We start from the raw sequence: 23824 nt of genomic DNA on the forward strand, positions 1-23824 counted from the left end.
CTGTTTACCTCTTTCTCAGGGAGTTTAGTCTCCAGGATTCCCGGGGCGGTTCAGAGCGTGTTAATTTGTTGGCTGTTATCTGCGACCCGTTTTTGCGTGTTGGTTAACTGTTGCTGCGTTTGTGCGGAATCTTGTCTCAGACTTTCAATTTGCTCATATGCCTGGACAGACTTCTGCGCCAGACTTTGCATTTGTTTATCGTATTGAACCCTTTCTTTTTGCTGTTGTGCTGCCACATCGGTTGTCAGTGCATTCATTTTCTGCCCTTGTTCCGTGGTAGTGCGCTGATTAGCCTCATTTTGAGCCGCCAGTCTGGCATTAATCATCTCCTGATAATGCGCAGTATTTTGCGTATATCCAGTCGCGGCGAGCGTTTTTTGTGTGGCTACGATCTGCGCCTGTTGCTCTGTAATTTGCGTTTGCTGGGCATCAGTTACCGCAGACTGTCGGGCGTTGATCATGCTCTGATAACGGGCAGGTGTCTGTGCATCACCTGTAGCGGCAACGGTTTTTTGTCCTGCGTCAGGATCTGTCTGGACAGTGGGAGTCTGAGTGGTATCAGGTGTTTCAGAAGGGATGTAGTGATGTTCAGTCAAATAGGTATACGCAGCGGGGCTGTTGTCGGTGCGTTCTAAAAAGCGGGTAATCTTCTGCTCAATCTCCGATTGCGACATGCCAGAGTTAATGGCTGAAAGCTCTGTTGCCGCCGCTTCAATGGTATCACCAGCTAAAACAACAGGGCTGGATGTTGCTGAAATTATGAGTGCCAGTAAAGCTACGTTTACAGTTTTCATTCATTTTCTCTTGTTCAAAATAAGTCGCATTAATGTTTCTATAAGAAACAAATAATATTGTTTTAAGAAATAAACTACGTTGCAATTTAATCGAAATCTACGCCGCCATTTGTGTGATGTAAAGCGCATTTTTGTCTGGTGTAAGCGTAAACACTATCAATAAGAAACAAAATGGTTTCTTATATAAATAAAAAAGGAAATCATTTCGTGCTCTTTTAATGTAAAAAAGAGTAAAGACTTGTTTTGATAAGCGAAATAAATTCTGTTTCTGGACTAAACGTGAAGCGGTTCCTGATGTGTGCTAAAATGCGTTTCTTTGATAAATCTCAATTTTTAAGAGGTTTACGCCAGGCAGGAAAATTTAAATGAATGAATTTGAGAAGATTTTTAATGAAATGAATCTGGACCGGGCATTGCTACCGATCCTTTTTCGTTCGAACCGGTCGACAGTGTGGAAGTATTTAAGCGGCGATAGTACGGCTCCTGCCTCTGCCATGTCGCTGATTATGCTGTTGCAGTTGATCCAGAAACGAAACCCCGATCTGTTAGCCGAATGGTTAACGCTTTCTGATTTCACCATTCCGCCAGAAGTTTATCTGGACCAGCCTGATTACTGGAAAGGGTGGGTGTATACGCAACACAAGGTCAATAAAAACGTCCTGGAATATCTAAAAAAACATTATCCGGATGAAGACCAAAAAAGTATGGGTAAAGGCCGGGAAGAGTAATTTTGCCTCTACTCGGCTATATGCCGGATGCGGCGTAAACGCCTTATCCGGCCTACGGTTGAGTGCAGTTTTGTAGGCATGATAAGACGCGCCAGCGTCGCATCAGGCGATGACCGCACGGATAATCAGCGTTATCCCTTCTATCGCAATCACCTCAACATGCGTACCTGCGCCGAGATCCTCGCTGGCGCTGACAGGCCATGAACTGTCACCGACGCGCATATGACCGCGCCCATTGACCAGCGGTGATTCCAGCACAAAACGTCGGCCAATCAGCTGCTGCCCGCGCTGGTTAAGATGACTGTCGCTGTGCTTTTGTTCGCGAACCCGTCGCGACAACCATTTCCACCACAGCCAGGCGGCGAGCAGCGTCAGGATGGCAAACATCACCCCTTGCCACTCCCAGCCCAGCGGCAGCAACCAGACCACCAGGCCGGTAATCACCGCTGCCACGCCGCTCCACAACAGATAACCATTGCCGCCCAGCATTTCGGCAGCCAGCAGCAACCCGCCGAGACTGAGCCAGAAAATATGTGGATGAACGACCATTAACTCCATCATGGCTGAGTCCGTTTGTTGGCGCTGTCTTTCACCAGCTCGGCAATCCCGGCAATCGACCCCATCAGGCTGCTGGCCTCTAATGGCATCATCACTACTTTGCTGTTACTGGATGAACCGATCTGCTGTAACGCTTCGGTGTATTTCTGTGCGACGAAGTAGTTCACCGCCTGAATATCACCGGAGGCAATGGCTTCAGATACCATTTTGGTGGCGCGGGCTTCTGCTTCGGCGGAACGTTCACGCGCTTCAGCTTGCAAAAATGCCGACTGACGCTCACCTTCCGCTTTCAGGATTTGCGACTGTTTTTCACCTTCGGCTTTGAGGATTTCCGCCTGACGGATCCCTTCCGCTTCAAGGATGTAAGCGCGTTTGGTACGTTCCGCTTTCATCTGCGCGTTCATCGAAGAGATAAGCTCTGCCGGTGGGCGCACGTCGCGAATTTCAATACGGGTGACTTTAATCCCCCACGGGTTGGTAGCCTCATCGACAATACGTAGCAAACGTGAGTTGATGCTATCGCGCTGGGAGAGCATTTCGTCAAGTTCCATTGAACCCAGTACGGTACGGATGTTAGTCATGGTCAGGTTGATGATCGCCAGCTCCAGATTGCTGACTTCATAAGCCGCGCGCGGGGCATCAATCACCTGAATAAAGCACACGGCGTCGATGGTAACGTTGGCGTTATCTTTCGAGATAACTTCCTGGGAAGGGATATCGAGCACTTGCTCCATCATATTGATCTTGCGACCAATGCGATCCATAAACGGCACCACCAGACTTAGCCCTGGCTGTAACGTTTTGGTATAGCGACCAAAACGTTCTACTGTCCATTGAAAGCCCTGCGGCACGATTTTAACGCCCGCGCCGACAATGACCAGCGCGACAAAAATGAGAATCGGGATAAAGATAAGCATCGGAAAAACCTCCTGTTGTACCGTCCATAATCAGCAAAATTGCTGCTTGATTAAACAAATTATACCTGATTACTGAAAGAGAGTTCCCCCTTATTCCTGCGAAGGATAAACTGTTTTTAGTAAAAATCAGAAAAAGGGAACAGCGATGCAGGAAAATAGTCCTTTGCTTCAGCTACAAAACGTAGGATATCTGGCGGGTGATACGAAGATTCTTAATAACATCAATTTTTCGCTACGTGCTGGCGAATTTAAGTTAATTACCGGCCCTTCCGGTTGTGGCAAAAGTACGCTGCTGAAAATTGTTGCTTCATTAATCAGCCCAACCAGCGGAACGTTGCTGTTTGAAGGTGAGGATGTCAGTACACTCAAGCCAGAAATCTACCGCCAGCAAGTATCTTACTGCGCCCAGACGCCGACGCTGTTTGGCGATACGGTATACGATAATCTGATCTTTCCCTGGCAGATCCGTAACCAGCAGCCTGACCCAGCCATTTTTCTCGATTTTCTCGAACGCTTCGCTTTGCCGGACAGCATTTTGACAAAGAATATCGCCGAGCTATCTGGTGGTGAAAAACAACGTATCTCATTGATTCGTAACCTGCAATTTATGCCAAAGGTATTATTGCTGGATGAAATCACCAGTGCACTGGATGAAAGTAATAAACATAACGTTAATGAGATGATCCACCGTTATGTGCGCGAGCAAAATATTGCCGTGCTGTGGGTGACACACGATAAAGACGAAATTAATCATGCGGATAAAGTGATTACACTGCAACCGCATGCCGGAGAAATGCAGGAAGCACGCTATGAACTCGCATAATATTACTAACGAATCATTAGCACTGGCATTAATGCTGGTGGTGGTGGCAATCTTAATTAGCCATAAAGAAAAACTGGCGCTGGAGAAAGATATTCTCTGGAGCGTTGGACGCGCGATAATTCAGCTGATTATTGTCGGCTATGTGCTGAAGTATATTTTCAGCGTGGATGATGCCAGCCTGACATTATTGATGGTGTTATTTATCTGCTTTAATGCGGCGTGGAATGCGCAAAAACGCAGTAAATATATTGCTAAAGCTTTTATCTCATCGTTTATTGCCATTACGGTCGGAGCGGGAATTACCCTGGCGGTACTGATCCTCTCTGGGTCGATTGAGTTTATCCCGATGCAGGTGATTCCTATTGCCGGGATGATTGCCGGTAACGCGATGGTGGCGGTAGGGCTGTGTTACAACAATTTAGGGCAACGGGTGATTAGCGAACAACAACAGATTCAGGAGAAACTGAGTCTTGGCGCGACGCCGAAACAGGCTTCAGCGATATTGATTCGCGACAGTATTCGCGCGGCTTTAATTCCGACGGTGGATTCAGCAAAAACGGTTGGCTTAGTGAGTTTACCGGGAATGATGTCCGGGCTGATATTTGCCGGGATTGATCCGGTGAAGGCGATTAAATATCAGATTATGGTGACTTTTATGCTGCTTTCCACCGCCAGCTTGTCGACCATTATTGCCTGCTATTTAACCTATCGTAAGTTTTATAATTCGCGCCACCAGTTGGTGGTGACGCAATTGACGAAGAAATAAATATTGAATTAGCACGGTTTGGTAGGCCGGATAAGGCGTTCACGCCGCATCCGGCGGCTATGCGCGGATGCCTGATGCGACGCTGGCGCGTCTTATCAGGCCTACAAACCAGCACATCGCATTTCAACGGAAAATCAATACAACAACGCATACAGCTGGCGGCGATACTTCGACGCCAGCGCATCACCCGTACCCAGCGCAGCGAGGATCTCCTGGAACGTTTTACGCGTCTGACCGTCTGCGGCGGTGAGATCTTTACGCAGATGCCCAAACAGCAACTCCAGCGCCTCTTCATTACGCCCAACCTGATGCAGTTGCAGTGCCAGTTGCGTCGCCAGGGCGGCATCTTCTGGATTCTCTGCCACCTGCTGTTGCAACTGTTGAATTTCCGGCGTATCAGCCGCCTGCTTCAGCAGTTCAATTTGCGCCACCAGCCCCTGGTAGCGGGTGTCCTGATCCTGCAAAGGAATGGTTTTCAGCACGGCTTCTGCATCTTCAGAACGGTTCAGCGCAATCAGCGTTTCTGCCAGCAGCAGGCCGATCTCCCCGTTCTGACTTGACAGCTGCCAGGCGTCTTTCAGCAATGGCAGGGCGTCGGTGTAATTGCCTTCCTGCATCAGTTGCATCGCCTGCTGCGCTTTCAGTTCTTCTTCGCGCGGCAGCACTTTATCCAGCAGGGCGCGGATCGCTTCTTCCGGTTGTGGCCCCTGGAATCCGTCTACCGGTTGCCCGTTCTGGAACAGATACACGGTCGGGATCGCGCGCAGACCAAACTGCGCGGCAATCATTTGCTCCGCGTCGCAGTCCAGCTTCGCCAGAATAAATTGCCCGTTGTACTGCGCCGCGAGGCTTTCCAGAATTGGGGTTAACTGCAAACAGTGCTGGCTACGTTCAGACCAAAAATAGAACAGCACCGGAGTGGTCATCGACTGTTCAAGAACCTGTTGCAGGTTAGATTCGTTAATGTTGACAATATTTTCTACGGACATGGAGTCGCTCTCTGTTGTCGATATTTTCTTTGACATGGGGGCTTAAGCGCGCGCTTCAACTCACCCCTGCAATATTTTGTCCATCACGCGCCCCGGCAGCAGGCGCTTAAGCACCATTACTGCCCAGGTCACCAGCGTTACCGGATAGCGCATCTTCGGCTTCTCGCTAATAAAAGCATGGCGTACTTTGTCGACCACTGCTTCCGGCCCCAACGTAAAGCGAGCGGCGATGCCGGGATTTTCGACTGGTTTATCACTTTGCGTCTGGTTGACGTTGTCGGTGAAGCGAGTACGAATGGGACCGGGTTCAATCAGGCTGACTTTAATTCCGCTGTGGCGCAGCTCCATGCGCAGCGCGTCTGACCACGCCTCCAGCGCATATTTACTGGCCGCGTAAGCGCCGCGACCCGGCGTGGAGATTAATCCCATCACCGATGAGGTCATTACAATACGCCCTTCACCGTGCGGCAACATAGCCGGTAACAGGCGCATGGTGAGCTGGTGTGCGCCGAAAAAGTTGGCGGAAAACTGCTGTTCCATCTGCGTACGGCTGATGGTGGAAAGGGGGCCATACATGCCGAATCCGGCATTGTTAAAGATCCCATACAGACAATTATCGGTCAGGGCGATCACTTCGTCGGCTGCGCGATCAACACTTTCTGGCGAATCCAGATCGATCAACACGCCGGTAAATCCCATGCTGTTCATGCGCTCAACATCATCCTGTTTCCGGCAACCTGCCAGCACATGAAAACCCTGGCGTTTTAATTCGAGCGCGCTTTCCAGGCCAATACCACTGGAACATCCGGTAATTAAGACCGATTTTTGCATAACTTTACCTGTCAGGATCTCCGTTGCTTTATGAGTCATGATTTACTAAAGGCTGCAACTGCTTCGCCATCCAGTCGGCAATAAACGGCTGGGCGTCGCGGTTGGGATGAATACCGTCATCCTGCATCCATTGTGGCTTGAGGTAGACCTCTTCCATAAAAAAGGGCAGCAGCGGAACATCAAACTCTTTGGCGAGTTTGGGGTAAATGGCGCTAAAGGCTTCATTATAACGGCGACCATAGTTTGCAGGCAGACGTATTTGCATTAACAATGGTTCAGCGTTGGCGGCTTTGACATCCTGCAAAATCTGGCGCAGCGTTTGCTCGGTTTGTTGTGGCTGAAAACCACGCAAACCGTCATTGCCGCCCAGTTCAACCAGCACCCAGCGCGGCTGATGCTGTTTCAGCAGAGCCGGAAGGCGCGCCAGCCCTTGTTGCGAGGTGTCGCCGCTGATGCTGGCATTGACTACCGACGTTTTACTCTGCCACTTATCATTCAACAAGGCAGGCCAGGCCGCGCTGGCAGACATTCGATACCCGGCGCTCAGGCTATCACCCAGAATCAATAACGTGTCCGCTGCGGCGGCACGGAAGGTTAACAGGACCAGGAACAGGAAGGGCAAATGCCAGCGGAAAACATTGTTGAAGTTCATCATCTTAAGAAGTCCGTCGGTCAGGGGGAGCATGAACTCTCCATCCTCACCGGAGTTGAGCTGGTTGTCAAACGTGGCGAGACCATCGCGCTGGTGGGCGAGTCGGGATCGGGTAAGTCAACCTTGCTGGCGATCCTCGCCGGGCTGGATGACGGCAGCAGTGGCGAAGTGAGTCTGGTGGGACAACCTCTACATAATATGGACGAAGAAGCGCGGGCAAAGTTGCGCGCGAAGCACGTAGGCTTTGTTTTTCAGTCATTTATGTTAATTCCTACCCTTAACGCGCTGGAAAACGTCGAGCTTCCGGCGCTGCTGCGTGGTGAGAGTAGCGCGGAAAGTCGTAATGGGGCGAAAGCGTTGCTCGAACAGTTAGGGCTGGGTAAACGTCTTGATCATCTTCCGGCACAGCTTTCCGGCGGCGAACAGCAACGAGTGGCGCTGGCGCGAGCTTTTAATGGTCGGCCTGATGTGCTGTTTGCCGACGAACCCACCGGTAACCTTGACCGCCAGACGGGCGATAAAATTGCCGACCTGCTGTTTTCCCTCAACCGTGAGCATGGCACCACGTTGATTATGGTGACTCACGACCTGCAACTGGCGGCACGCTGCGATCGCTGCTTACGACTGGTTAACGGGCAGTTGCAGGAGGAAGCATGATTGCACGTTGGTTCTGGCGCGAATGGCGCTCGCCGTCGCTATTAATTGTCTGGCTGGCGCTTAGCCTGGCGGTGGCCTGCGTGCTGGCGCTGGGCAATATCAGCGATCGCATGGAGAAGGGCTTAAGCCAGCAAAGTCGTGAGTTTATGGCGGGCGATCGGGCGTTGCGCAGTTCACGCGAAGTGCCGCAAGCGTGGCTGGAGGAAGCGCAAAAGCGCGGCCTGAAAGTCGGCAAGCAGCTGACTTTCGCCACCATGACATTTGCAGGCGACACACCGCAGCTGGCGAACGTCAAAGCGGTGGATGATATCTACCCGATGTATGGCGATCTGCAAACCAATCCCCCTGGCCTGAAACCGCAGGCGGGCAGCGTATTGCTGGCCCCACGCCTGATGGCACTGCTTAACCTGAAAACGGGCGACACCATTGACGTGGGCGATGCCACCTTGCGGATTGCCGGAGAAGTGATTCAGGAACCGGATTCCGGTTTTAACCCCTTCCAGATGGCTCCGCGTCTGATGATGAATCTGGCGGATGTCGATAAAACCGGAGCCGTGCAGCCGGGGAGTCGGGTCACCTGGCGCTATAAATTCGGCGGCAGCGAGAACCAGCTCGACGGCTATGAGAAATGGTTGTTACCTCAGCTTAAACCCGAACAACGCTGGTACGGTCTGGAACAGGACGAAGGCGCGCTGGGGCGCTCAATGGAACGCTCGCAACAGTTCCTGCTGCTTTCGGCGCTTCTGACCTTGCTGCTGGCGGTGGCGGCGGTCGCGGTGGCGATGAATCATTACTGTCGCAGTCGCTACGACTTGGTGGCGATCCTCAAAACGCTGGGAGCAGGGCGAGCGCAATTGCGTAAGTTAATTGTCGGTCAGTGGTTGATGGTGCTGGTACTTTCAGCCGTTACCGGCGGGGCTATAGGTCTGTTGTTCGAAAACGTGTTGATGGTACTGCTCAAACCCGTGCTGCCAGCCGCACTACCGCCTGCCAGCCTCTGGCCGTGGCTGTGGGCGCTCGGCACCATGACCGTCATCTCGCTGCTGGTAGGGTTGCGACCATACCGACTGTTGCTGGCAACGCAGCCTTTACGGGTATTACGAAATGATGTGGTAGCGAACGTCTGGCCGCTCAAGTTTTATCTGCCGATTGTCAGTGTGGTGGTTGTGCTACTGCTCGCCGGACTGATGGGCGGCAGTATGCTGCTCTGGGCGGTGCTGGCGGGCGCGGTAGTACTGGCTTTGCTGTGCGGTGTCCTGGGCTGGATGCTGCTGAATGTACTTCGCCGCATGACGCTGAAATCGCTACCTCTGCGCCTGGCGGTTAGCCGCCTGTTACGTCAGCCGTGGTCAACGTTAAGCCAGCTTTCGGCATTTTCGCTCTCCTTTATGCTGCTGGCACTGCTGCTGGTGTTGCGTGGCGATCTGCTCGACCGCTGGCAACAGCAGCTACCGCCAGAAAGCCCGAACTACTTTTTAATCAACATCGCCACAGAACAGGTTACGCCGCTAAAAGCGTTCCTCGCGAAACATCAAATAGTCCCGGAATCGTTTTATCCGGTGGTGCGGGCGCGGCTGACGGCGATTAACGGCAAGCCGACAGAAGGCAATGAAGATGAGGCGCTCAACCGCGAACTCAATCTCACCTGGCAAAATACGCGGCCCGATCATAATCCGATTGTCGCTGGTAACTGGCCGCCAAAAGCCGATGAAGTATCGATGGAAGAGGGGCTGGCGAAACGCTTAAATGTTACCCTCGGCGATACCGTCACCTTTATGGGCGATACCCAGGAGTTCCGCGCTAAAGTGACCAGCCTGCGCAAAGTGGACTGGGAAAGTCTGCGGCCTAATTTCTATTTTATTTTCCCGGAAGGGGCATTAGACGGGCAACCGCAGAGCTGGCTTACCAGTTTCCGCTGGGAGAATGGCAACGGCATGTTGACGCAACTCAACCGCCAGTTCCCGACCATTAGCCTGTTAGACATTGGCGCGATTTTAAAACAGGTCGGTCAGGTGCTGGAGCAGGTAAGCCGGGCGCTGGAAGTGATGGTGGTGCTGGTCACCGCCTGCGGTATGTTGCTGTTGCTGGCACAGGTGCAGGTGGGAATGCGTCAGCGCCATCAGGAACTGGTGGTGTGGCGCACTCTCGGTGCGGGCAAAAAACTGCTGCGCACGACATTGTGGTGTGAGTTCGCCATGCTCGGGTTTGTCTCCGGCCTGGTGGCCGCAATTGGTGCGGAAACGGCACTGGCGGTACTGCAATCAAAAGTGTTTGATTTCCCGTGGGAGCCAGACTGGCGATTGTGGATTGTGTTGCCGTGTAGCGGTGCGCTGCTGCTGTCACTTTTCGGCGGCTGGCTGGGCGCGCGACTGGTTAAGGGTAAGGCGCTGTTCAGGCAGTTTGCGGGGTGATGACAGGCGTTAGATTGCCTGATGCGCTACGCTTATCAGACCTACGAAGAGCGTGCAATATATTGATTTTGCAAGATTGTGTAGGCCGGATAAGGCGTTTACGCCGCATCCGGCATGAACAGTGTGCATTTTGGCAATAAATCTGAAACCAACTGTCATGTCGGTTTTTTTAAAGGCCGAAGGTGGTAAACCTTCGGCCTTAGCTACGTTTCCTCAGTTATTCAATAAACTGACGGATCAGTTCCAGCAGCGCGATTAGCGCCTTAAGAACGATGAGAACTTTATCGAGAAAAGTTTTCATCCGTTGCTCCCTTAAGGGAGAAAGACAATCACAGCTTACCCTTACGTTGCCTGTAACTATGATTTTCTTCATGTGCTAGATGAGGACTGCCTCTCTCCAAATTAGAGCACCAGAATCAGCACCACCTGTATCCTGACCAGGACTTAAAAGTACTTTTCCGCACTGCGGTAATCCCTTGAGGCAGTATCACTACTAGCGTCGGGATTGTATCGCCAACATAGCTGTTTGAATATGTAGGCATCCTGACTTATAATTCACTTGCTAGATGAGGACTGTTTCATTTCTGCCCGGAACCACCAAGTCTTGGGCGGAAAAAATAAAAAAACCGACTGTCATGTCGGTTTTTTTATATCTGTATTCTGGTGCAACCATTCTGTTCTCACGACAATCGCCGTTTCAGAATACCGCCCATCACTGCGCCTTAACCCATTCCGCCACTTCCGCCCACTCACCGCGAAAGACAACTTTTTCCGCCTTTTTCTCAAGCTGATAGCGATACATCGGGTCGTAATATTCTTCAAGTAACGGCACCAGCCAGGCCAGATGACCGTCGGTGCTGCCGGTGGTGAGTTGCGTTGTCAGCGCAGCATCCAGCCTTGCAGCCAGTTCGTTATATCGCTGTAACCCCAGCCGACGCTTAATCGCCGAAAGTCCGTGATGCAGGTATTCGCAATACTCCTGCCAGCCCTGTTCGTCGCCGTACGCATGGGTAAAATCATGATGCATACGCAAGAAATACTCTTCGTTCAGGCGTTCAAGACGGATCTCAAACGGATCTTCTACCACCGTAATCGCCGCCTGAGTCATTCGCTCGCGCAGGCATTCCGGCAGGTGATTCGAACCGATCATCCGGCTTTCATCTTCCAGCACCCACAGCCGTAGCTCCTGACGGGCGTCGGTTTTTAGCATTTCGGCAGCCAGCAGATTTTCAAAACTCGCCTGGCTAAGTTGCGGTTGCAACGTGCGACCAAACGCCGAACCGCGATGACGCGCCAGCCCTTCCAGATCAACACCGTTCGGCTGTTGTTGCACTAACAGCGTTTTACCGCTGCCGGTACAACCGCCAATCAGCACTATCGGTTTTTGTGCCAGTTCAATAGTCGCCTGAATCGCCGTCTGGCGCAGTGCCTTATAACCGCCTTCCACCAGCGGATAATCAATCCCCGCTTCATGCAGCCAGCGTTGCACAATATGTGAACGTTGACCGCCTCGGGCGCAGCAGAGAATACCTTGCGGATTTTGCAGGCACGCTGCCCGCCAGGCGTCCATGCGCTGCTGACGAATTTCACCCGCCACCAGTTTATGACCCAGCGCCAGCGCCGCGTCTGACCCTTGCTGTTTATAGCAGGTGCCAACGGCGGCGCGTTCATCGTTATTCATTAACGGCAGGTTGATAGCGGCGGGCATTGCGCCTTGCTCAAACTCGATGGGGGCGCGAACATCAATAATGGGCGTATCAGCAATCAGCAGGGCACGATAGTCCTGTTCCGTGTGTCTCTCTTGCATAGTTAAAAGTGAACCTCAAATCAGCTTGCACGCTATTTTACGCGCCAACGCGCAAGGAAACTTGATTTTTAACTGCGTGGGTTGCCGAAAATTTCTAAAAATCCGCTGATTTCCGGCCTGCGCTGGGTAAACAAGGTCACAATATCTTCTACCGCTTTGCCACTGCCAAATTTGCGCCATGCCAGACTCAATGGCGAAGGAGGGCGCATCGTTGGGATTACCCGGCTGACCAGTTGTTGATTATCGATCATTGACTGGCAAAGTGATTTTGGCAAAAAACCAATGCCAACGCCCGCCAGATGGGCGGCGATTTTCGTTTCCATATCGGGAACAATAATCTCTTTTTGCCCCGGCAAACGCCAGGCGACGCGCTTGGTTAAGGTGCGGGCGCTGTCTTCAATATTAACCGCCGGAAAGCGCCGTAACTGCGCTTCTGTGAGTGGCTCTTCAACTTTCGCCAGCGGATGATCCGCCGCCATGACAAAGCGCCATTGCACCGATCCTAAGGGATCAAGACTAAAGGTATTTGCCAGCGCCTCGGTTCCCGTGACGCCGATAGCCAGTGAAAAACCTTCGTACAATAGCGAGTCCCAGACGCCCATATAGATTTGTCGGGAGATGTGAAACTGGGTAAAGGGGTAACGTTCATTCAGCCACGCCAGCAGCTGGGCGACGGCCTGGGGGTTGTAGAGCAGGTTGTTGATGACAATATTCACCTGGCGTTCCACGCCATCATTCACCTGTTGCAGCTCGCTGGGCATACTTTCCAGCCAGCTCAGCCAGTCTCTGGCCTGAGAAAGTAGATGCTCGCCAGCCGCTGTCAACGTCACGCTGCGAGTCGTGCGGAAAAACAGCGCCACTCCGGTATTCTCTTCCAGAAGTTTAATGCGATAACTGATCGTCGCCGTGGTTTTACACAATCGTTCTGCCGCTTTTGAAAAACTTCCTGTTTCAGCAACCGCAATGAAAGTCCGCAAGGTTTCTGGATCGAACATCTTCAGGTATCCCCTTTTAAATCCGCAAGTTGCGTGATTTTCTTATCCTCTGATTTATCAGTATTTTTACATGATAACCCTGTTCAATTTGTGGACTAAATCTAGTTTTGGAAAAATATTCCAACTTTTGTGTTGATGTTGTTCTCTTAAGGTTTTAGATTGCCTGTTATTGAACCACATTGTCCGGTCGGCGGTGGTTGAACGGAATTATGTTACAAGGACAAAAAGATGAAACTTCAGGTATTACCGTTAAGTCAGGAAGCCTTCAGTGCTTATGGCGACGTAATAGAAACGCAGCAACGGGATTTTTTCCATATTAACAATGGCCTGGTGGAGCGTTACCACGATTTGGCGCTGGTTGAGATTCTTGAGCAAGACCGTACGCTTATCAGCATTAACCGCGCGCAACCGGCCAATCTGCCGCTGACCATTCACGAACTCGAACGTCATCCGCTGGGCACTCAGGCCTTTATTCCGATGAAAGGGGAAGTGTTTGTGGTGGTCGTGGCGTTAGGTGACGACAAACCAGACCTGTCAACCCTGCGGGCGTTTATTACCAACGGCGAACAGGGAGTGAATTACCATCGTAACGTCTGGCATCACCCACTTTTTGCCTGGCAGCGCGTCACCGATTTTCTGACCATCGATCGCGGCGGCAGTGACAACTGTGATGTTGAAAGTATTCCTGAACAGGAACTCTGTTTTGCGTGACGCCTGCAACCGACTTGCATAAGATAAATTAATTGTTCATTGTTTATGCTCACTTGTAGGTCGGAGTTAACGTAGGTATGACGGAAGTTAGACGGCGCGGCAGGCCAGGACAGGCGGAGCCTGTGGCACAGAAGGGCGCACAGGCGTTAGAGCGGGGAATTGCGATTCTGCAATATCTGGAAAAAAGTGGGGGAAGTTCGTCGGTTAGCGATATTTCTCTCAATCTGGATTTGCCGCTCTCCACGACCTTTCGCTTGCTGAAGGTTTTACAGGCAGCGGATTTTGTCTATCAGGACAGTCAGTTAGGCTGGTGGCATATAGGATTAGGTGTCTTTAACGTCGGTGCGGCGTACATCCATAACCGCGATGTCCTCTCCGTCGCCGGGCCGTTTATGCGCCGCCTGATGTTACTTTCCGGCGAAACGGTCAATGTCGCGATCCGTAACGGCAATGAAGCAGTATTAATTGGTCAGTTAGAGTGTAAATCGATGGTCAGGATGTGTGCGCCACTGGGCAGTCGTCTGCCGCTGCATGCTTCCGGTGCGGGCAAGGCGCTGCTTTATCCGCTGGCGGAAGAGGAGTTGATGAGCATCATTCTGCAAACCGGTTTGCAGCAGTTTACGCCAACTACGCTTGTGGATATGCCCACCTTGCTGAAGGACCTGGAACAAGCGCGTGAACTGGGCTATACCGTAGATAAAGAAGAGCATGTTGTAGGTCTGAATTGCATAGCTTCAGCAATTTACGATGATGTAGGTAGCGTTGTTGCCGCTATCTCCATCTCCGGGCCTTCATCAAGACTGACAGAAGATCGTTTTGTCAGTCAGGGTGAGCTGGTCAGAGACACCGCCCGCGATATCAGCACGGCGTTGGGACTGAAAGCACATCCATAGTGTCTGTCGCATCCCGCTCTGCGGAGCGGGTTTTTTTGACAAAATTTGAAAGTTGGAAAATTTTTCCAATTAATAGAGGTAGGAATAAAATGGCAAAAATGAGAGCCGTTGACGCGGCAATGTATGTGCTGGAGAAAGAAGGTATTACCACCGCCTTCGGCGTTCCGGGAGCTGCAATCAATCCGTTCTACTCAGCGATGCGTAAGCACGGCGGTATTCGTCACATTCTGGCGCGTCATGTGGAAGGTGCTTCGCACATGGCGGAAGGTTATACCCGCGCAACGGCAGGGAATATCGGCGTATGTCTGGGGACTTCCGGTCCAGCGGGCACGGACATGATCACCGCGCTCTATTCCGCTTCTGCTGATTCCATTCCTATTTTGTGCATCACTGGTCAGGCACCGCGTGCTCGTCTGCATAAAGAAGATTTTCAGGCCGTAGATATTGAAGCAATTGCTAAACCGGTCAGCAAAATGGCGGTTACAGTTCGTGAAGCGGCGCTGGTGCCTCGCGTGCTGCAACAGGCATTTCACCTGATGCGTTCTGGTCGTCCGGGTCCGGTACTGGTGGATTTACCGTTCGACGTTCAGGTGGCGGAAATCGAGTTTGATCCTGACATGTACGAACCGCTGCCGGTCTATAAACCTGCTGCCAGCCGTATGCAGATTGAAAAAGCGGTCGAAATGTTAATCCAGGCTGAACGTCCGGTGATTGTTGCCGGGGGCGGGGTCATCAATGCTGACGCAGCTGCACTGTTACAACAGTTCGCTGAACTGACCAGCGTTCCGGTGATCCCAACGCTGATGGGCTGGGGCTGTATCCCGGACGATCATGAACTGATGGCCGGGATGGTGGGTCTGCAAACCGCGCATCGTTACGGTAACGCAACGCTGCTGGCGTCCGACCTGGTGTTTGGTATCGGTAACCGTTTCGCCAATCGTCATACCGGTTCGGTAGAGAAATACACCGAAGGGCGCAAAATCGTTCATATCGATATTGAGCCGACGCAAATTGGTCGCGTGCTGTGTCCGGATCTCGGCATTGTCTCTGATGCTAAAGCGGCGCTGACAATGCTGGTTGAAGTGGCGCAGGAGATGCAAAAAGCGGGTCGTCTGCCGTGTCGTAAAGAATGGGTCGCCGACTGCCAGCAGCGCAAACGCACTTTGCTGCGCAAAACCCACTTCGACAATGTGCCGGTGAAACCGCAGCGCGTGTATGAAGAGATGAACAAAGCCTTTGGTCGCGATGTTTGTTATGTCACCACCATTGGTCTGTCACAAATCGCTGCGGCACAAATGCTGCATGTCTTTAAAGACCGCCACTGGATCAACTGTGGGCAGGCAGGCCCGCTGGGCTGGACGATTCCGGCGGCGCTGGGGGTTTGTGCCGCTGATCCAGAGCGCAATGTGGTGGCGATTTCCGGTGACTTCGACTTCCAGTTCCTGATTGAAGAGTTAGCCGTTGGCGCGCAGTTCAACATTCCGTACATCCATGTGCTGGTGAATAACGCCTATCTCGGCCTGATTCGTCAGTCGCAACGCGCCTTTGATATGGATTACTGCGTACAGCTCGCATTCGAAAATATTAACTCCAGCGAAGTGAACGGTTACGGCGTCGACCACGTAAAAGTAGCGGAAGGTTTAGGTTGTAAAGCGATTCGTGTCTTCAAACCGGAAGATATTGCACCGGCCTTTGAACAGGCGAAAGCCTTAATGGCGCAATATCGGGTACCGGTAGTCGTGGAAGTTATTCTCGAGCGTGTGACCAATATTTCGATGGGCAGCGAACTGGATAACGTCATGGAATTTGAAGATATCGCCGATAACGCAGCGGACGCACCGACTGAAACCTGCTTCATGCACTATGAATGAGGGAGATAAATAATGTTACGTTTCTCTGCTAATTTATCGATGTTATTTGGTGAATATGATTTTCTCGCCCGTTTTGAGAAAGCTGCGCAGTGTGGTTTTCGCGGCGTTGAATTTATGTTCCCTTATGACTACGACATTGAAGAATTAAAACAGGTGCTGGCGAGTAATAAACTCGAACATACTCTGCACAATTTACCGGCGGGTGACTGGGCCGCGGGCGAGCGGGGTATTGCTTGTATTCCTGGCCGTGAAGAAGAGTTTCGGGATGGCGTAGCAGCAGCGATTCGTTATGCTCGTGCGCTGGGTAATAAAAAAATCAACTGTCTGGTCGGTAAAACGCCGGCTGGTTTCAGCAGTGAACAGATTCACGCAACGCTTGTAGAAAACCTGCGTTATGCCGCGAATATGCTGATGAAAGAAGATATTTTATTACTGATTGAACCTATTAACCATTTTGATATTCCTGGTTTCTATCTCACCGGAACTCAACAGGCGCTGAAATTGATTGATGATGTTGGTTGCTGCAATTTGAAAATTCAGTATGACATTTATCATATGCAGCGGATGGAAGGTGAATTAACCAACACTATGACTCAATGGGCCGATAAAATTGGCCACCTGCAAATTGCCGATAATCCGCATCGCGGCGAACCGGGAACCGGAGAAATTAATTATGAGTATCTCTTTACGGTAATTGAAAATTCTGACTACAACGGTTGGGTTGGGTGTGAATATAAACCCCAAACCACCACGGAAGCCGGTTTACACTGGATGGATCCGTACCGTTAAAACGTAACGCTGTTCAGGCAATGCTTTTTTAGGCCGCTAAGTTGGCAGGGGATCGTGTTGTCTGAATTCAGGAAAAGCGAAATTTAATAGAGGTTAATTATGAAACTGGGATTTATTGGCTTAGGCATTATGGGTACACCGATGGCCATTAATCTGGCGCGTGCCGGTCATCAACTGCATGTCACAACCATTGGTCCGGTTGTTGATGAATTACTGTCACTGGGTGCCGTCAGTGTTGAAACTGCGCGCCAGGTAACGGAAGCATCGGACATCATTTTTATTATGGTGCCGGATACGCCACAGGTTGAAGAAGTTCTGTTTGGTGAAAATGGTTGTGCAAAAACGTCGCTCCAGGGCAAAACCATTGTTGATATGAGCTCCATTTCCCCGATCGAAACTAAACGTTTCGCTCGTCAGGTGAATGAACTGGGCGGCGATTATCTCGATGCGCCCGTCTCCGGCGGTGAAATCGGCGCGCGTGAAGGGACGTTGTCGATTATGGTTGGCGGCGACGAAGCGGTATTTGAACGTGTTAAACCGCTGTTTGAATTGCTCGGTAAAAATATCACCCTCGTGGGCGGTAACGGCGACGGCCAGACCTGCAAAGTGGCAAATCAGATTATCGTGGCGCTCAATATTGAAGCGGTTTCTGAAGCCCTGCTGTTTGCTTCAAAAGCCGGAGCGGATCCGGTACGGGTGCGGCAGGCGCTGATGGGCGGCTTTGCTTCCTCACGTATTCTGGAAGTTCACGGTGAGCGCATGATTAAACGCACCTTTAATCCAGGTTTTAAAATTGCGCTGCACCAGAAAGATCTCAACCTGGCACTGCAAAGTGCGAAAGCACTGGCGCTGAACCTGCCAAACACCGCGACCTGCCAGGAGTTATTTAATACCTGTGCGGCAAACGGTGGCAGCCAGTTGGATCACTCTGCGTTAGTGCAGGCGCTGGAATTAATGGCTAACCATAAACTGGCCTGATACCCGCAATAAAAATGGCCGATATCAGAAAATGAATCGGCCAGCAATATTAAAAAAAGAAAGCAGCCAAAGATGTTGCTTCAGTATTAAAAATAATATTTTTATTTTATTTGTTCCTCATAGCTAGATTAAAAAGACGTTATTCGATACGTGAAATTAAGAGGGATTTATGGAACATCAGAGAAAACTATTCCAGCAACGCGGCTATAGCGAAGATCTATTGCCGAAAACGCAAAGCCAGCGGACCTGGAAAACATTTAACTATTTTACCTTATGGATGGGTTCGGTTCATAACGTTCCCAATTATGTGATGGTCGGCGGCTTTTTTATTCTCGGCTTGTCTACCTTTAGTATTATGCTGGCAATTATCCTCAGCGCCTTTTTCATTGCCGCGGTAATGGTATTAAACGGTGCTGCGGGCAGTAAATACGGAGTGCCTTTTGCCATGATCCTGCGTGCTTCTTATGGCGTACGTGGTGCACTGTTTCCCGGATTATTAAGAGGCGGGATTGCTGCCATTATGTGGTTTGGCCTGCAATGTTACGCCGGATCGCTGGCCTGCTTGATCCTGATTGGCAAAATCTGGCCGGGATTTTTAACTCTCGGTGGTGATTTTACCCTGTTAGGGCTTTCTCTACCGGGCTTAATCACTTTCTTACTCTTCTGGCTGGTGAACGTCGGAATCGGTTTCGGTGGTGGCAAAGTTTTAAATAAATTCACCGCCATTCTTAACCCGTGTATCTATGTTGTCTTCGGCGGTATGGCGATTTGGGCGATTTCGCTGGTCGGGATCGGTCCAATCTTTGACTACATTCCGAGCGGTATTCAGAAAGCAGAAAACGGTGGCTTCCTGTTCCTGGTGGTGATTAACGCGGTAGTTGCGGTCTGGGCGGCACCGGCGGTGAGCGCATCCGACTTTACGCAAAACGCCCACTCGTTTCGTGAGCAGGCGCTGGGGCAAACGCTGGGTTTAGTTGTGGCCTATATTCTGTTTGCGGTCGCCGGGGTATGTATTATTGCCGGAGCCAGTATTCACTACGGCGCTGACACCTGGAACGTGCTGGATATTGTTCAGCGTTGGGATAGCCTGTTTGCCTCGTTCTTTGCGGTACTGGTTATTCTGATGACGACTATCTCCACTAACGCCACCGGTAATATTATTCCGGCTGGTTATCAGATAGCCGCTATTGCACCGACGAAACTGACCTATAAAAACGGCGTACTGATTGCCAGTATTATCAGTTTGCTGATCTGTCCGTGGAAATTAATGGAAAATCAGGACAGCATTTATCTGTTCCTCGATATTATCGGCGGAATGCTGGGTCCAGTAATTGGTGTGATGATGGCGCATTATTTTGTGGTGATGCGCGGACAAATTAATCTTGATGAACTGTATACCGCAGCAGGGGATTTCAAATATTACGATAACGGCTTTAACCTTACCGCGTTCTCAGTAACTTTGGTCGCCGTTATTTTATCTCTCGGTGGTAAATTTATTCCGTTCATGGAGCCTTTATCACGCGTTTCATGGTTTGTCGGCGTTATTGTCGCCTTTGCGGCCTACGCCTTATTAAAGAAACGTACTGCAGCAGAAAAAACAGGAGAACAAAAAGTCACAGGTTAATTAATCCCGATATTGAACATTGAGTTAAAAAACCAATCTGTATTTTACAAGGAGTTTGTTATGTCTTTTGATTTAATCATTAAAAACGGCACCGTTATTTTAGAAAACGAAGCTCGCGTTGTAGATATCGCCGTTAAAGGCGGAAAAATTGCTGCTATCGGTCAGGATCTGGGCGATGCAATAGAAGTTATGGATGCGTCTGGTCTGGTGGTTTCGCCAGGCATGGTTGATGCGCACACCCATATTTCTGAACCGGGTCGTAGCCACTGGGAAGGTTATGAAACGGGTACTCGCGCAGCGGCAAAAGGGGGTATCACCACCATGATCGAAATGCCGCTCAACCAGCTGCCTGCAACGGTTGACCGCGCATCGATTGAACTGAAGTTTGATGCCGCTAAAGGCAAGCTGACTATCGATGCGGCGCAACTCGGTGGCCTGGTGTCTTACAACATCGACCGTCTGCATGAGCTGGATGAAGTGGGCGTTGTCGGCTTCAAATGCTTCGTTGCAACCTGTGGCGATCGCGGTATCGACAACGACTTCCGTGACGTAAACGACTGGCAGTTTTTCAAAGGCGCACAGAAGCTGGGCGAACTGGGTCAGCCAGTGCTGGTGCACTGCGAAAACGCGCTGATCTGTGACGAACTGGGCGAAGAAGCGAAACGTGAAGGTCGCGTAACCGCACATGACTATGTGGCTTCGCGTCCGGTATTTACCGAAGTGGAAGCGATTCGCCGCGTGCTGTACCTGGCGAAAGTCGCCGGTTGCCGTCTGCACGTTTGCCACATCAGCAGTCCGGAAGGTGTTGAAGAGGTGACTCGTGCGCGTCAGGAAGGCCAGGACGTTACCTGTGAATCCTGCCCGCATTACTTTGTACTGGATACCGATCAGTTCGAAGAAATCGGTACTCTGGCGAAGTGTTCACCACCGATCCGCGATCTGGAAAACCAGAAAGGCATGTGGGAAAAACTGTTTAACGGTGAAATCGACTGCCTGGTTTCCGACCACTCTCCATGCCCGCCGGAAATGAAAGCCGGTAACATCATGAAAGCATGGGGCGGTATCGCCGGTCTGCAAAGCTGCATGGACGTGATGTTCGATGAAGCAGTACAGAAACGTGGTATGTCTCTGCCGATGTTCGGCAAATTAATGGCGACTAACGCAGCAGATATTTTCGGTTTGCAGCAAAAAGGCCGGATCGCCCCAGGAAAAGATGCCGACTTCGTCTTCATTCAGCCGAATAGCAGCTATGTTCTTACCAATGACGATCTGGAATATCGCCACAAAGTCAGCCCGTATGTTGGCCGTACCATTGGCGCGCGTATCACGAAAACCCTCTTACGGGGTGATGTGATTTACGACATCGAACAGGGTTTCCCTGTTGCGCCGAAAGGTCAATTTATCCTTAAACATCAGCAGTAATCTGGCCCCTGCAATGCCCGTCCTTGCGGCGGGCATTCTCCGGTTAAGGTGTGTTTATGTTCAATTTTGCAGTGAGCCGTGAAAGCCTGTTATCAGGATTTCAGTGGTTTTTCTTTATTTTTTGCAACACGGTTGTGGTTCCTCCTACGCTACTTTCGGCTTTTCAGTTGCCGCAAAGTAGCCTGCTTACGCTCACGCAATATGCTTTTCTTGCTACCGCGCTGGCCTGTTTCGCTCAGGCGTTCTGCGGCCATCGTCGCGCTATTATGGAAGGTCCGGGCGGCCTGTGGTGGGGAACCATCCTTACTATCACCCTTGGCGAAGCATCGCGCGGGACCCCGATCAACGATATCGCTACCAGTCTGGCGGTGGGGATTGCGATTTCTGGCGTGCTGACGATGTTGATTGGTTTTAGCGGATTAGGTCATCGTCTGGCGCGGTTATTTACGCCGTCGGTGATGGTCTTGTTTATGTTGATGCTGGGCGCGCAGCTGACCACTATCTTTTTCAAAGGTATGCTCGGCCTGCCGTTTGGCATAGCCGACCCGAATTTTAAAATTCAGTTACCGCCGTTCGCGCTCTCGGTCGCGGTGATGTGCCTGGTACTGGCAATGATTATTTTTCTGCCGCAACGTTTTGCCCGTTACGGCTTACTGGTTGGTACGATAACCGGCTGGTTGTTGTGGTACTTTTGCTTTCCTTCTTCGCATTCGCTCTCCGGTGAGTTGCACTGGCAGTGGTTCCCGCTCGGCAGTGGCGGTGCTTTGTCGCCGGGGATTATTCTGACAGCGGTGATTACAGGTCTGGTAAATATCAGCAATACCTACGGTGCGATTCGTGGCACGGATGTTTTTTATCCGCAACAGGGCGCGGGGAATACGCGTTATCGTCGCAGCTTTGTGGCGACCGGATTTATGACGCTGATAACCGTGCCGCTGGCGGTAATTCCATTTTCACCGTTTGTTTCATCCATTGGTTTATTAACCCAGACTGGCGATTACACGCGGCGTTCGTTTATTTATGGCAGCGTTATTTGCCTGCTGGTGGCACTGGTTCCGGCACTCACGCGACTGTTTTGTAGTATCCCCTTACCGGTGAGTAGCGCGGTCATGCTAGTTTCTTATCTGCCTTTACTCTTTTCCGCGCTGGTATTTAGCCAACAAATAACATTTACTGCTCGCAATATTTATCGACTCGCATTGCCGTTATTTGTCGGCATATTTTTAATGGCATTACCGCCTGTGTATCTGCAAGACCTTCCATTAACGCTTCGCCCTCTGCTCAGTAACGGCTTACTGGTCGGAATTTTACTGGCTGTTCTTATGGATAATCTTATTCCGTGGGAACGTATAGAATAATTTTTTGAAAAAGGATTGATAATGAAGATTGTCATTGCGCCAGACTCGTTTAAAGAGAGCTTAAGTGCAGAAAAATGTTGTCAGGCAATTAAAGCCGGGTTTTCGACCATATTTCCCGATGCGCACTATATCTGTTTGCCGATAGCGGATGGCGGCGAAGGAACGGTGGATGCGATGGTCGCCGCGACGGGCGGCAACATTGTGACGCTTGAAGTCTGTGGACCGATGGGCGAAAAAGTGCATGCTTTTTATGGCCTTACCGGCGACGGGAAAACGGCGGTGATTGAGATGGCGGCGGCAAGTGGCCTGATGCTGGTCGCGCCTGAGAAGCGTAATCCGTTGCTGGCGTCAAGTTATGGCACTGGCGAGCTGATTCGTCATGCGCTGGATAACGGTATTCGCCATATTATTCTCGGCATTGGTGGTAGCGCGACGGTCGACGGCGGTATGGGCATGGCGCAGGCGCTTGGTGCGAGTTTCCTTGATGCCGACGGTCAGGCGCTGGCGGCTAACGGTGGCAATTTAGCGCGCGTGGCAAGCATTGAGATGGAGGAGTGCGATCCGCGTCTGGCGCACTGCCATATTGAAGTAGCGTGCGATGTAGATAATCCGTTAGTAGGGGCACGCGGTGCGGCGGCGGTGTTTGGCCCGCAAAAAGGGGCAACGCCGGAGATGGTCGAAGAACTGGAACAGGGGCTGCAAAATTACGCCCGTGTTTTACAACAGCTAACCGAAATCAACGTCTGCCAGATGGCGGGCGGCGGTGCTGCCGGAGGCATGGGAATTGCCGCAGCGGTATTCCTCAATGCGGATATTAAACCGGGTATTGAGATTGTACTGCGGGCGGTCAACCTGGAGCAGGCGGTGCAGGGCGCAGCGCTGGTGATCACCGGGGAAGGACGCATCGACTCGCAAACGGCAGGCGGTAAAGCACCGCTGGGCGTGGCGTCGGTGGCGAAGCAGTTTAATGTCCCGGTGATTGGGATTGCTGGTGTATTGGGTGATGGTGTGGAAGTGGTGCACCAGTACGGCATTGACGCGGTATTCAGCATTTTGCCACGTCTGGCACCTTTAGCCGAAGTGCTCGCCAGCGGTGAAACCAATCTCTTCAACAGTGCGCGAAATATTGCCTGCGCCATTAAAATAGGTCAGGGAATTAAAAACTGACTCTTACCTTTAAAGCGGATGCGATTTATATCGCATCTTTTTTTACCTGAATTGACTACAAAAAAAGCCACGGTATAAACCGT

22 protein-coding genes and 1 pseudogene are annotated in these 23824 nt (G+C 51.2%); 14 read left to right on the top strand and 9 right to left on the bottom strand.

What is annotated here, in order from left to right:
- Positions 1-53: 53 nt before the first annotated feature.
- Positions 54-794: pseudogene (locus HEN33_RS18820) on the bottom strand (YadA C-terminal domain-containing protein); the annotation flags it as partial.
- 365 nt (positions 795-1159) lie between these two features.
- On the opposite strand from HEN33_RS18820, the gene HEN33_RS18825 reads away from it, so the two are divergent.
- Complete coding sequence (locus HEN33_RS18825; RefSeq protein ID WP_001001644.1) at positions 1160-1522, top strand: hypothetical protein; 363 nt, start codon at positions 1160-1162, stop codon at positions 1520-1522.
- A 102-nt stretch (positions 1523-1624) separates the two neighbouring features.
- On the opposite strand, the gene HEN33_RS18830 is transcribed toward HEN33_RS18825, so the two are convergent.
- Together HEN33_RS18830 and HEN33_RS18835 are read right to left on the bottom strand one after the other, a co-directional pair.
- Positions 1625-2083, bottom strand: coding sequence for an NfeD family protein (locus tag HEN33_RS18830; RefSeq protein WP_071343219.1), 459 nt, complete (start codon positions 2081-2083; stop codon positions 1625-1627).
- On the bottom strand, positions 2080-2997 hold the full coding sequence (locus HEN33_RS18835; RefSeq protein WP_105277219.1) for an SPFH domain-containing protein: 918 nt from the start codon (positions 2995-2997) through the stop codon (positions 2080-2082). Before HEN33_RS18835 ends, HEN33_RS18830 begins: the two co-directional genes overlap by 4 nt.
- 145 nt (positions 2998-3142) lie before the next feature.
- Here HEN33_RS18835 and fetA point away from each other — a divergent pair, with 145 nt between their 5' ends.
- Positions 3143-3820 (top strand): iron efflux ABC transporter ATP-binding subunit FetA, encoded by a 678-nt coding sequence (gene fetA, locus HEN33_RS18840; protein WP_001157551.1) that lies wholly within the window; start codon positions 3143-3145, stop codon positions 3818-3820.
- Entirely contained in the window at positions 3807-4586 is a 780-nt protein-coding gene (fetB, locus tag HEN33_RS18845; RefSeq protein WP_001353389.1) for an iron efflux ABC transporter permease subunit FetB, read from the top strand. The genes fetA and fetB overlap by 14 nt, the downstream gene beginning before the upstream one ends.
- A 134-nt stretch (positions 4587-4720) precedes the next feature.
- On the opposite strand, the gene cnoX is transcribed toward fetB, so the two are convergent.
- The 3 genes from cnoX to tesA are packed head-to-tail and all read right to left on the bottom strand — an operon-like array spanning position 4721 to position 7058.
- Entirely contained in the window at positions 4721-5575 is an 855-nt protein-coding gene (gene cnoX / locus HEN33_RS18850) for a chaperedoxin (RefSeq protein ID WP_024211993.1), read from the bottom strand.
- A 60-nt stretch (positions 5576-5635) separates the two neighbouring features.
- Positions 5636-6445, bottom strand: a complete 810-nt coding sequence (gene ybbO / locus HEN33_RS18855; RefSeq protein ID WP_176262707.1) for an NADP(+)-dependent aldehyde reductase — start codon at positions 6443-6445, stop codon at positions 5636-5638.
- Positions 6435-7058, bottom strand: a complete 624-nt coding sequence (gene tesA, locus HEN33_RS18860) for a multifunctional acyl-CoA thioesterase I/protease I/lysophospholipase L1 (protein ID WP_001295836.1) — start codon at positions 7056-7058, stop codon at positions 6435-6437. Before tesA ends, ybbO begins: the two co-directional genes overlap by 11 nt.
- Here tesA and ybbA point away from each other — a divergent pair.
- Both ybbA and ybbP read left to right on the top strand, forming a co-directional pair.
- Positions 7029-7715, top strand: coding sequence for a putative ABC transporter ATP-binding protein YbbA (ybbA, locus tag HEN33_RS18865; RefSeq protein ID WP_001110573.1), 687 nt, complete (start codon positions 7029-7031; stop codon positions 7713-7715). The two genes, tesA and ybbA, sit on opposite strands and share 30 nt — an antisense overlap.
- Entirely contained in the window at positions 7712-10126 is a 2415-nt protein-coding gene (gene ybbP / locus HEN33_RS18870; RefSeq protein WP_176262708.1) for a putative ABC transporter permease subunit YbbP, read from the top strand. The genes ybbA and ybbP overlap by 4 nt, the downstream gene beginning before the upstream one ends.
- Before the next feature lie 217 nt (positions 10127-10343).
- Here the strand turns inward: ybbP and dinQ are convergent, their stop codons facing one another.
- From dinQ to allS, 3 genes are all read right to left on the bottom strand, one after another.
- Entirely contained in the window at positions 10344-10499 is a 156-nt protein-coding gene (dinQ, locus tag HEN33_RS27125; RefSeq protein ID WP_001308457.1) for a damage-inducible type I toxin DinQ, read from the bottom strand.
- A 339-nt stretch (positions 10500-10838) separates the two neighbouring features.
- Entirely contained in the window at positions 10839-11933 is a 1095-nt protein-coding gene (gene mnmH, locus HEN33_RS18875) for a tRNA 2-selenouridine(34) synthase MnmH (RefSeq protein WP_105277222.1), read from the bottom strand.
- 68 nt (positions 11934-12001) lie between these two features.
- On the bottom strand, positions 12002-12928 hold the full coding sequence (gene allS / locus HEN33_RS18880; RefSeq protein ID WP_000460135.1) for an HTH-type transcriptional activator AllS: 927 nt from the start codon (positions 12926-12928) through the stop codon (positions 12002-12004).
- Between the two features lie 228 nt (positions 12929-13156).
- Between allS and allA the strand changes: the two genes are divergently transcribed.
- The 9 genes from allA to glxK all read left to right on the top strand — a co-directional run bounded on the left by allA (position 13157) and on the right by glxK (position 23741).
- Positions 13157-13639, top strand: coding sequence for an ureidoglycolate lyase (gene allA, locus HEN33_RS18885; RefSeq protein WP_000776388.1), 483 nt, complete (start codon positions 13157-13159; stop codon positions 13637-13639).
- 77 nt (positions 13640-13716) lie between these two features.
- Positions 13717-14532 (top strand): HTH-type transcriptional repressor AllR, encoded by an 816-nt coding sequence (gene allR / locus HEN33_RS18890; protein ID WP_000141275.1) that lies wholly within the window; start codon positions 13717-13719, stop codon positions 14530-14532.
- 89 nt (positions 14533-14621) lie between these two features.
- Entirely contained in the window at positions 14622-16403 is a 1782-nt protein-coding gene (gcl, locus tag HEN33_RS18895) for a glyoxylate carboligase (protein ID WP_176262709.1), read from the top strand.
- Positions 16404-16415: 12 nt separating this feature from the next.
- The gene (gene hyi / locus HEN33_RS18900; RefSeq protein WP_000943561.1) at positions 16416-17192 is read left to right on the top strand and encodes a hydroxypyruvate isomerase; all 777 of its coding nucleotides are present in this window, start codon (positions 16416-16418) and stop codon (positions 17190-17192) included.
- 99 nt (positions 17193-17291) lie between these two features.
- The gene (glxR, locus tag HEN33_RS18905) at positions 17292-18170 is read left to right on the top strand and encodes a 2-hydroxy-3-oxopropionate reductase (protein WP_039021571.1); all 879 of its coding nucleotides are present in this window, start codon (positions 17292-17294) and stop codon (positions 18168-18170) included.
- A gap of 169 nt (positions 18171-18339) precedes the next feature.
- On the top strand, positions 18340-19794 hold the full coding sequence (locus HEN33_RS18910) for an allantoin transporter (RefSeq protein ID WP_000401151.1): 1455 nt from the start codon (positions 18340-18342) through the stop codon (positions 19792-19794).
- 60 nt (positions 19795-19854) lie between these two features.
- Positions 19855-21216 carry an allantoinase AllB gene (gene allB / locus HEN33_RS18915; RefSeq protein ID WP_088541939.1) on the top strand — a complete coding sequence of 454 codons (1362 nt, stop codon included), beginning with the start codon at positions 19855-19857 and terminating at the stop codon, positions 21214-21216.
- 56 nt (positions 21217-21272) lie between these two features.
- Positions 21273-22574, top strand: coding sequence for a uracil/xanthine transporter (locus HEN33_RS18920; protein ID WP_148048135.1), 1302 nt, complete (start codon positions 21273-21275; stop codon positions 22572-22574).
- 21 nt (positions 22575-22595) lie between these two features.
- Complete coding sequence (gene glxK, locus HEN33_RS18925) at positions 22596-23741, top strand: glycerate 3-kinase (protein ID WP_176262710.1); 1146 nt, start codon at positions 22596-22598, stop codon at positions 23739-23741.
- Positions 23742-23824 lie beyond the last annotated feature (83 nt).

The organism is Escherichia sp. 94.0001, assembly GCF_013369155.2.
Taxonomy (GTDB): domain Bacteria; phylum Pseudomonadota; class Gammaproteobacteria; order Enterobacterales; family Enterobacteriaceae; genus Escherichia; species Escherichia coli_F.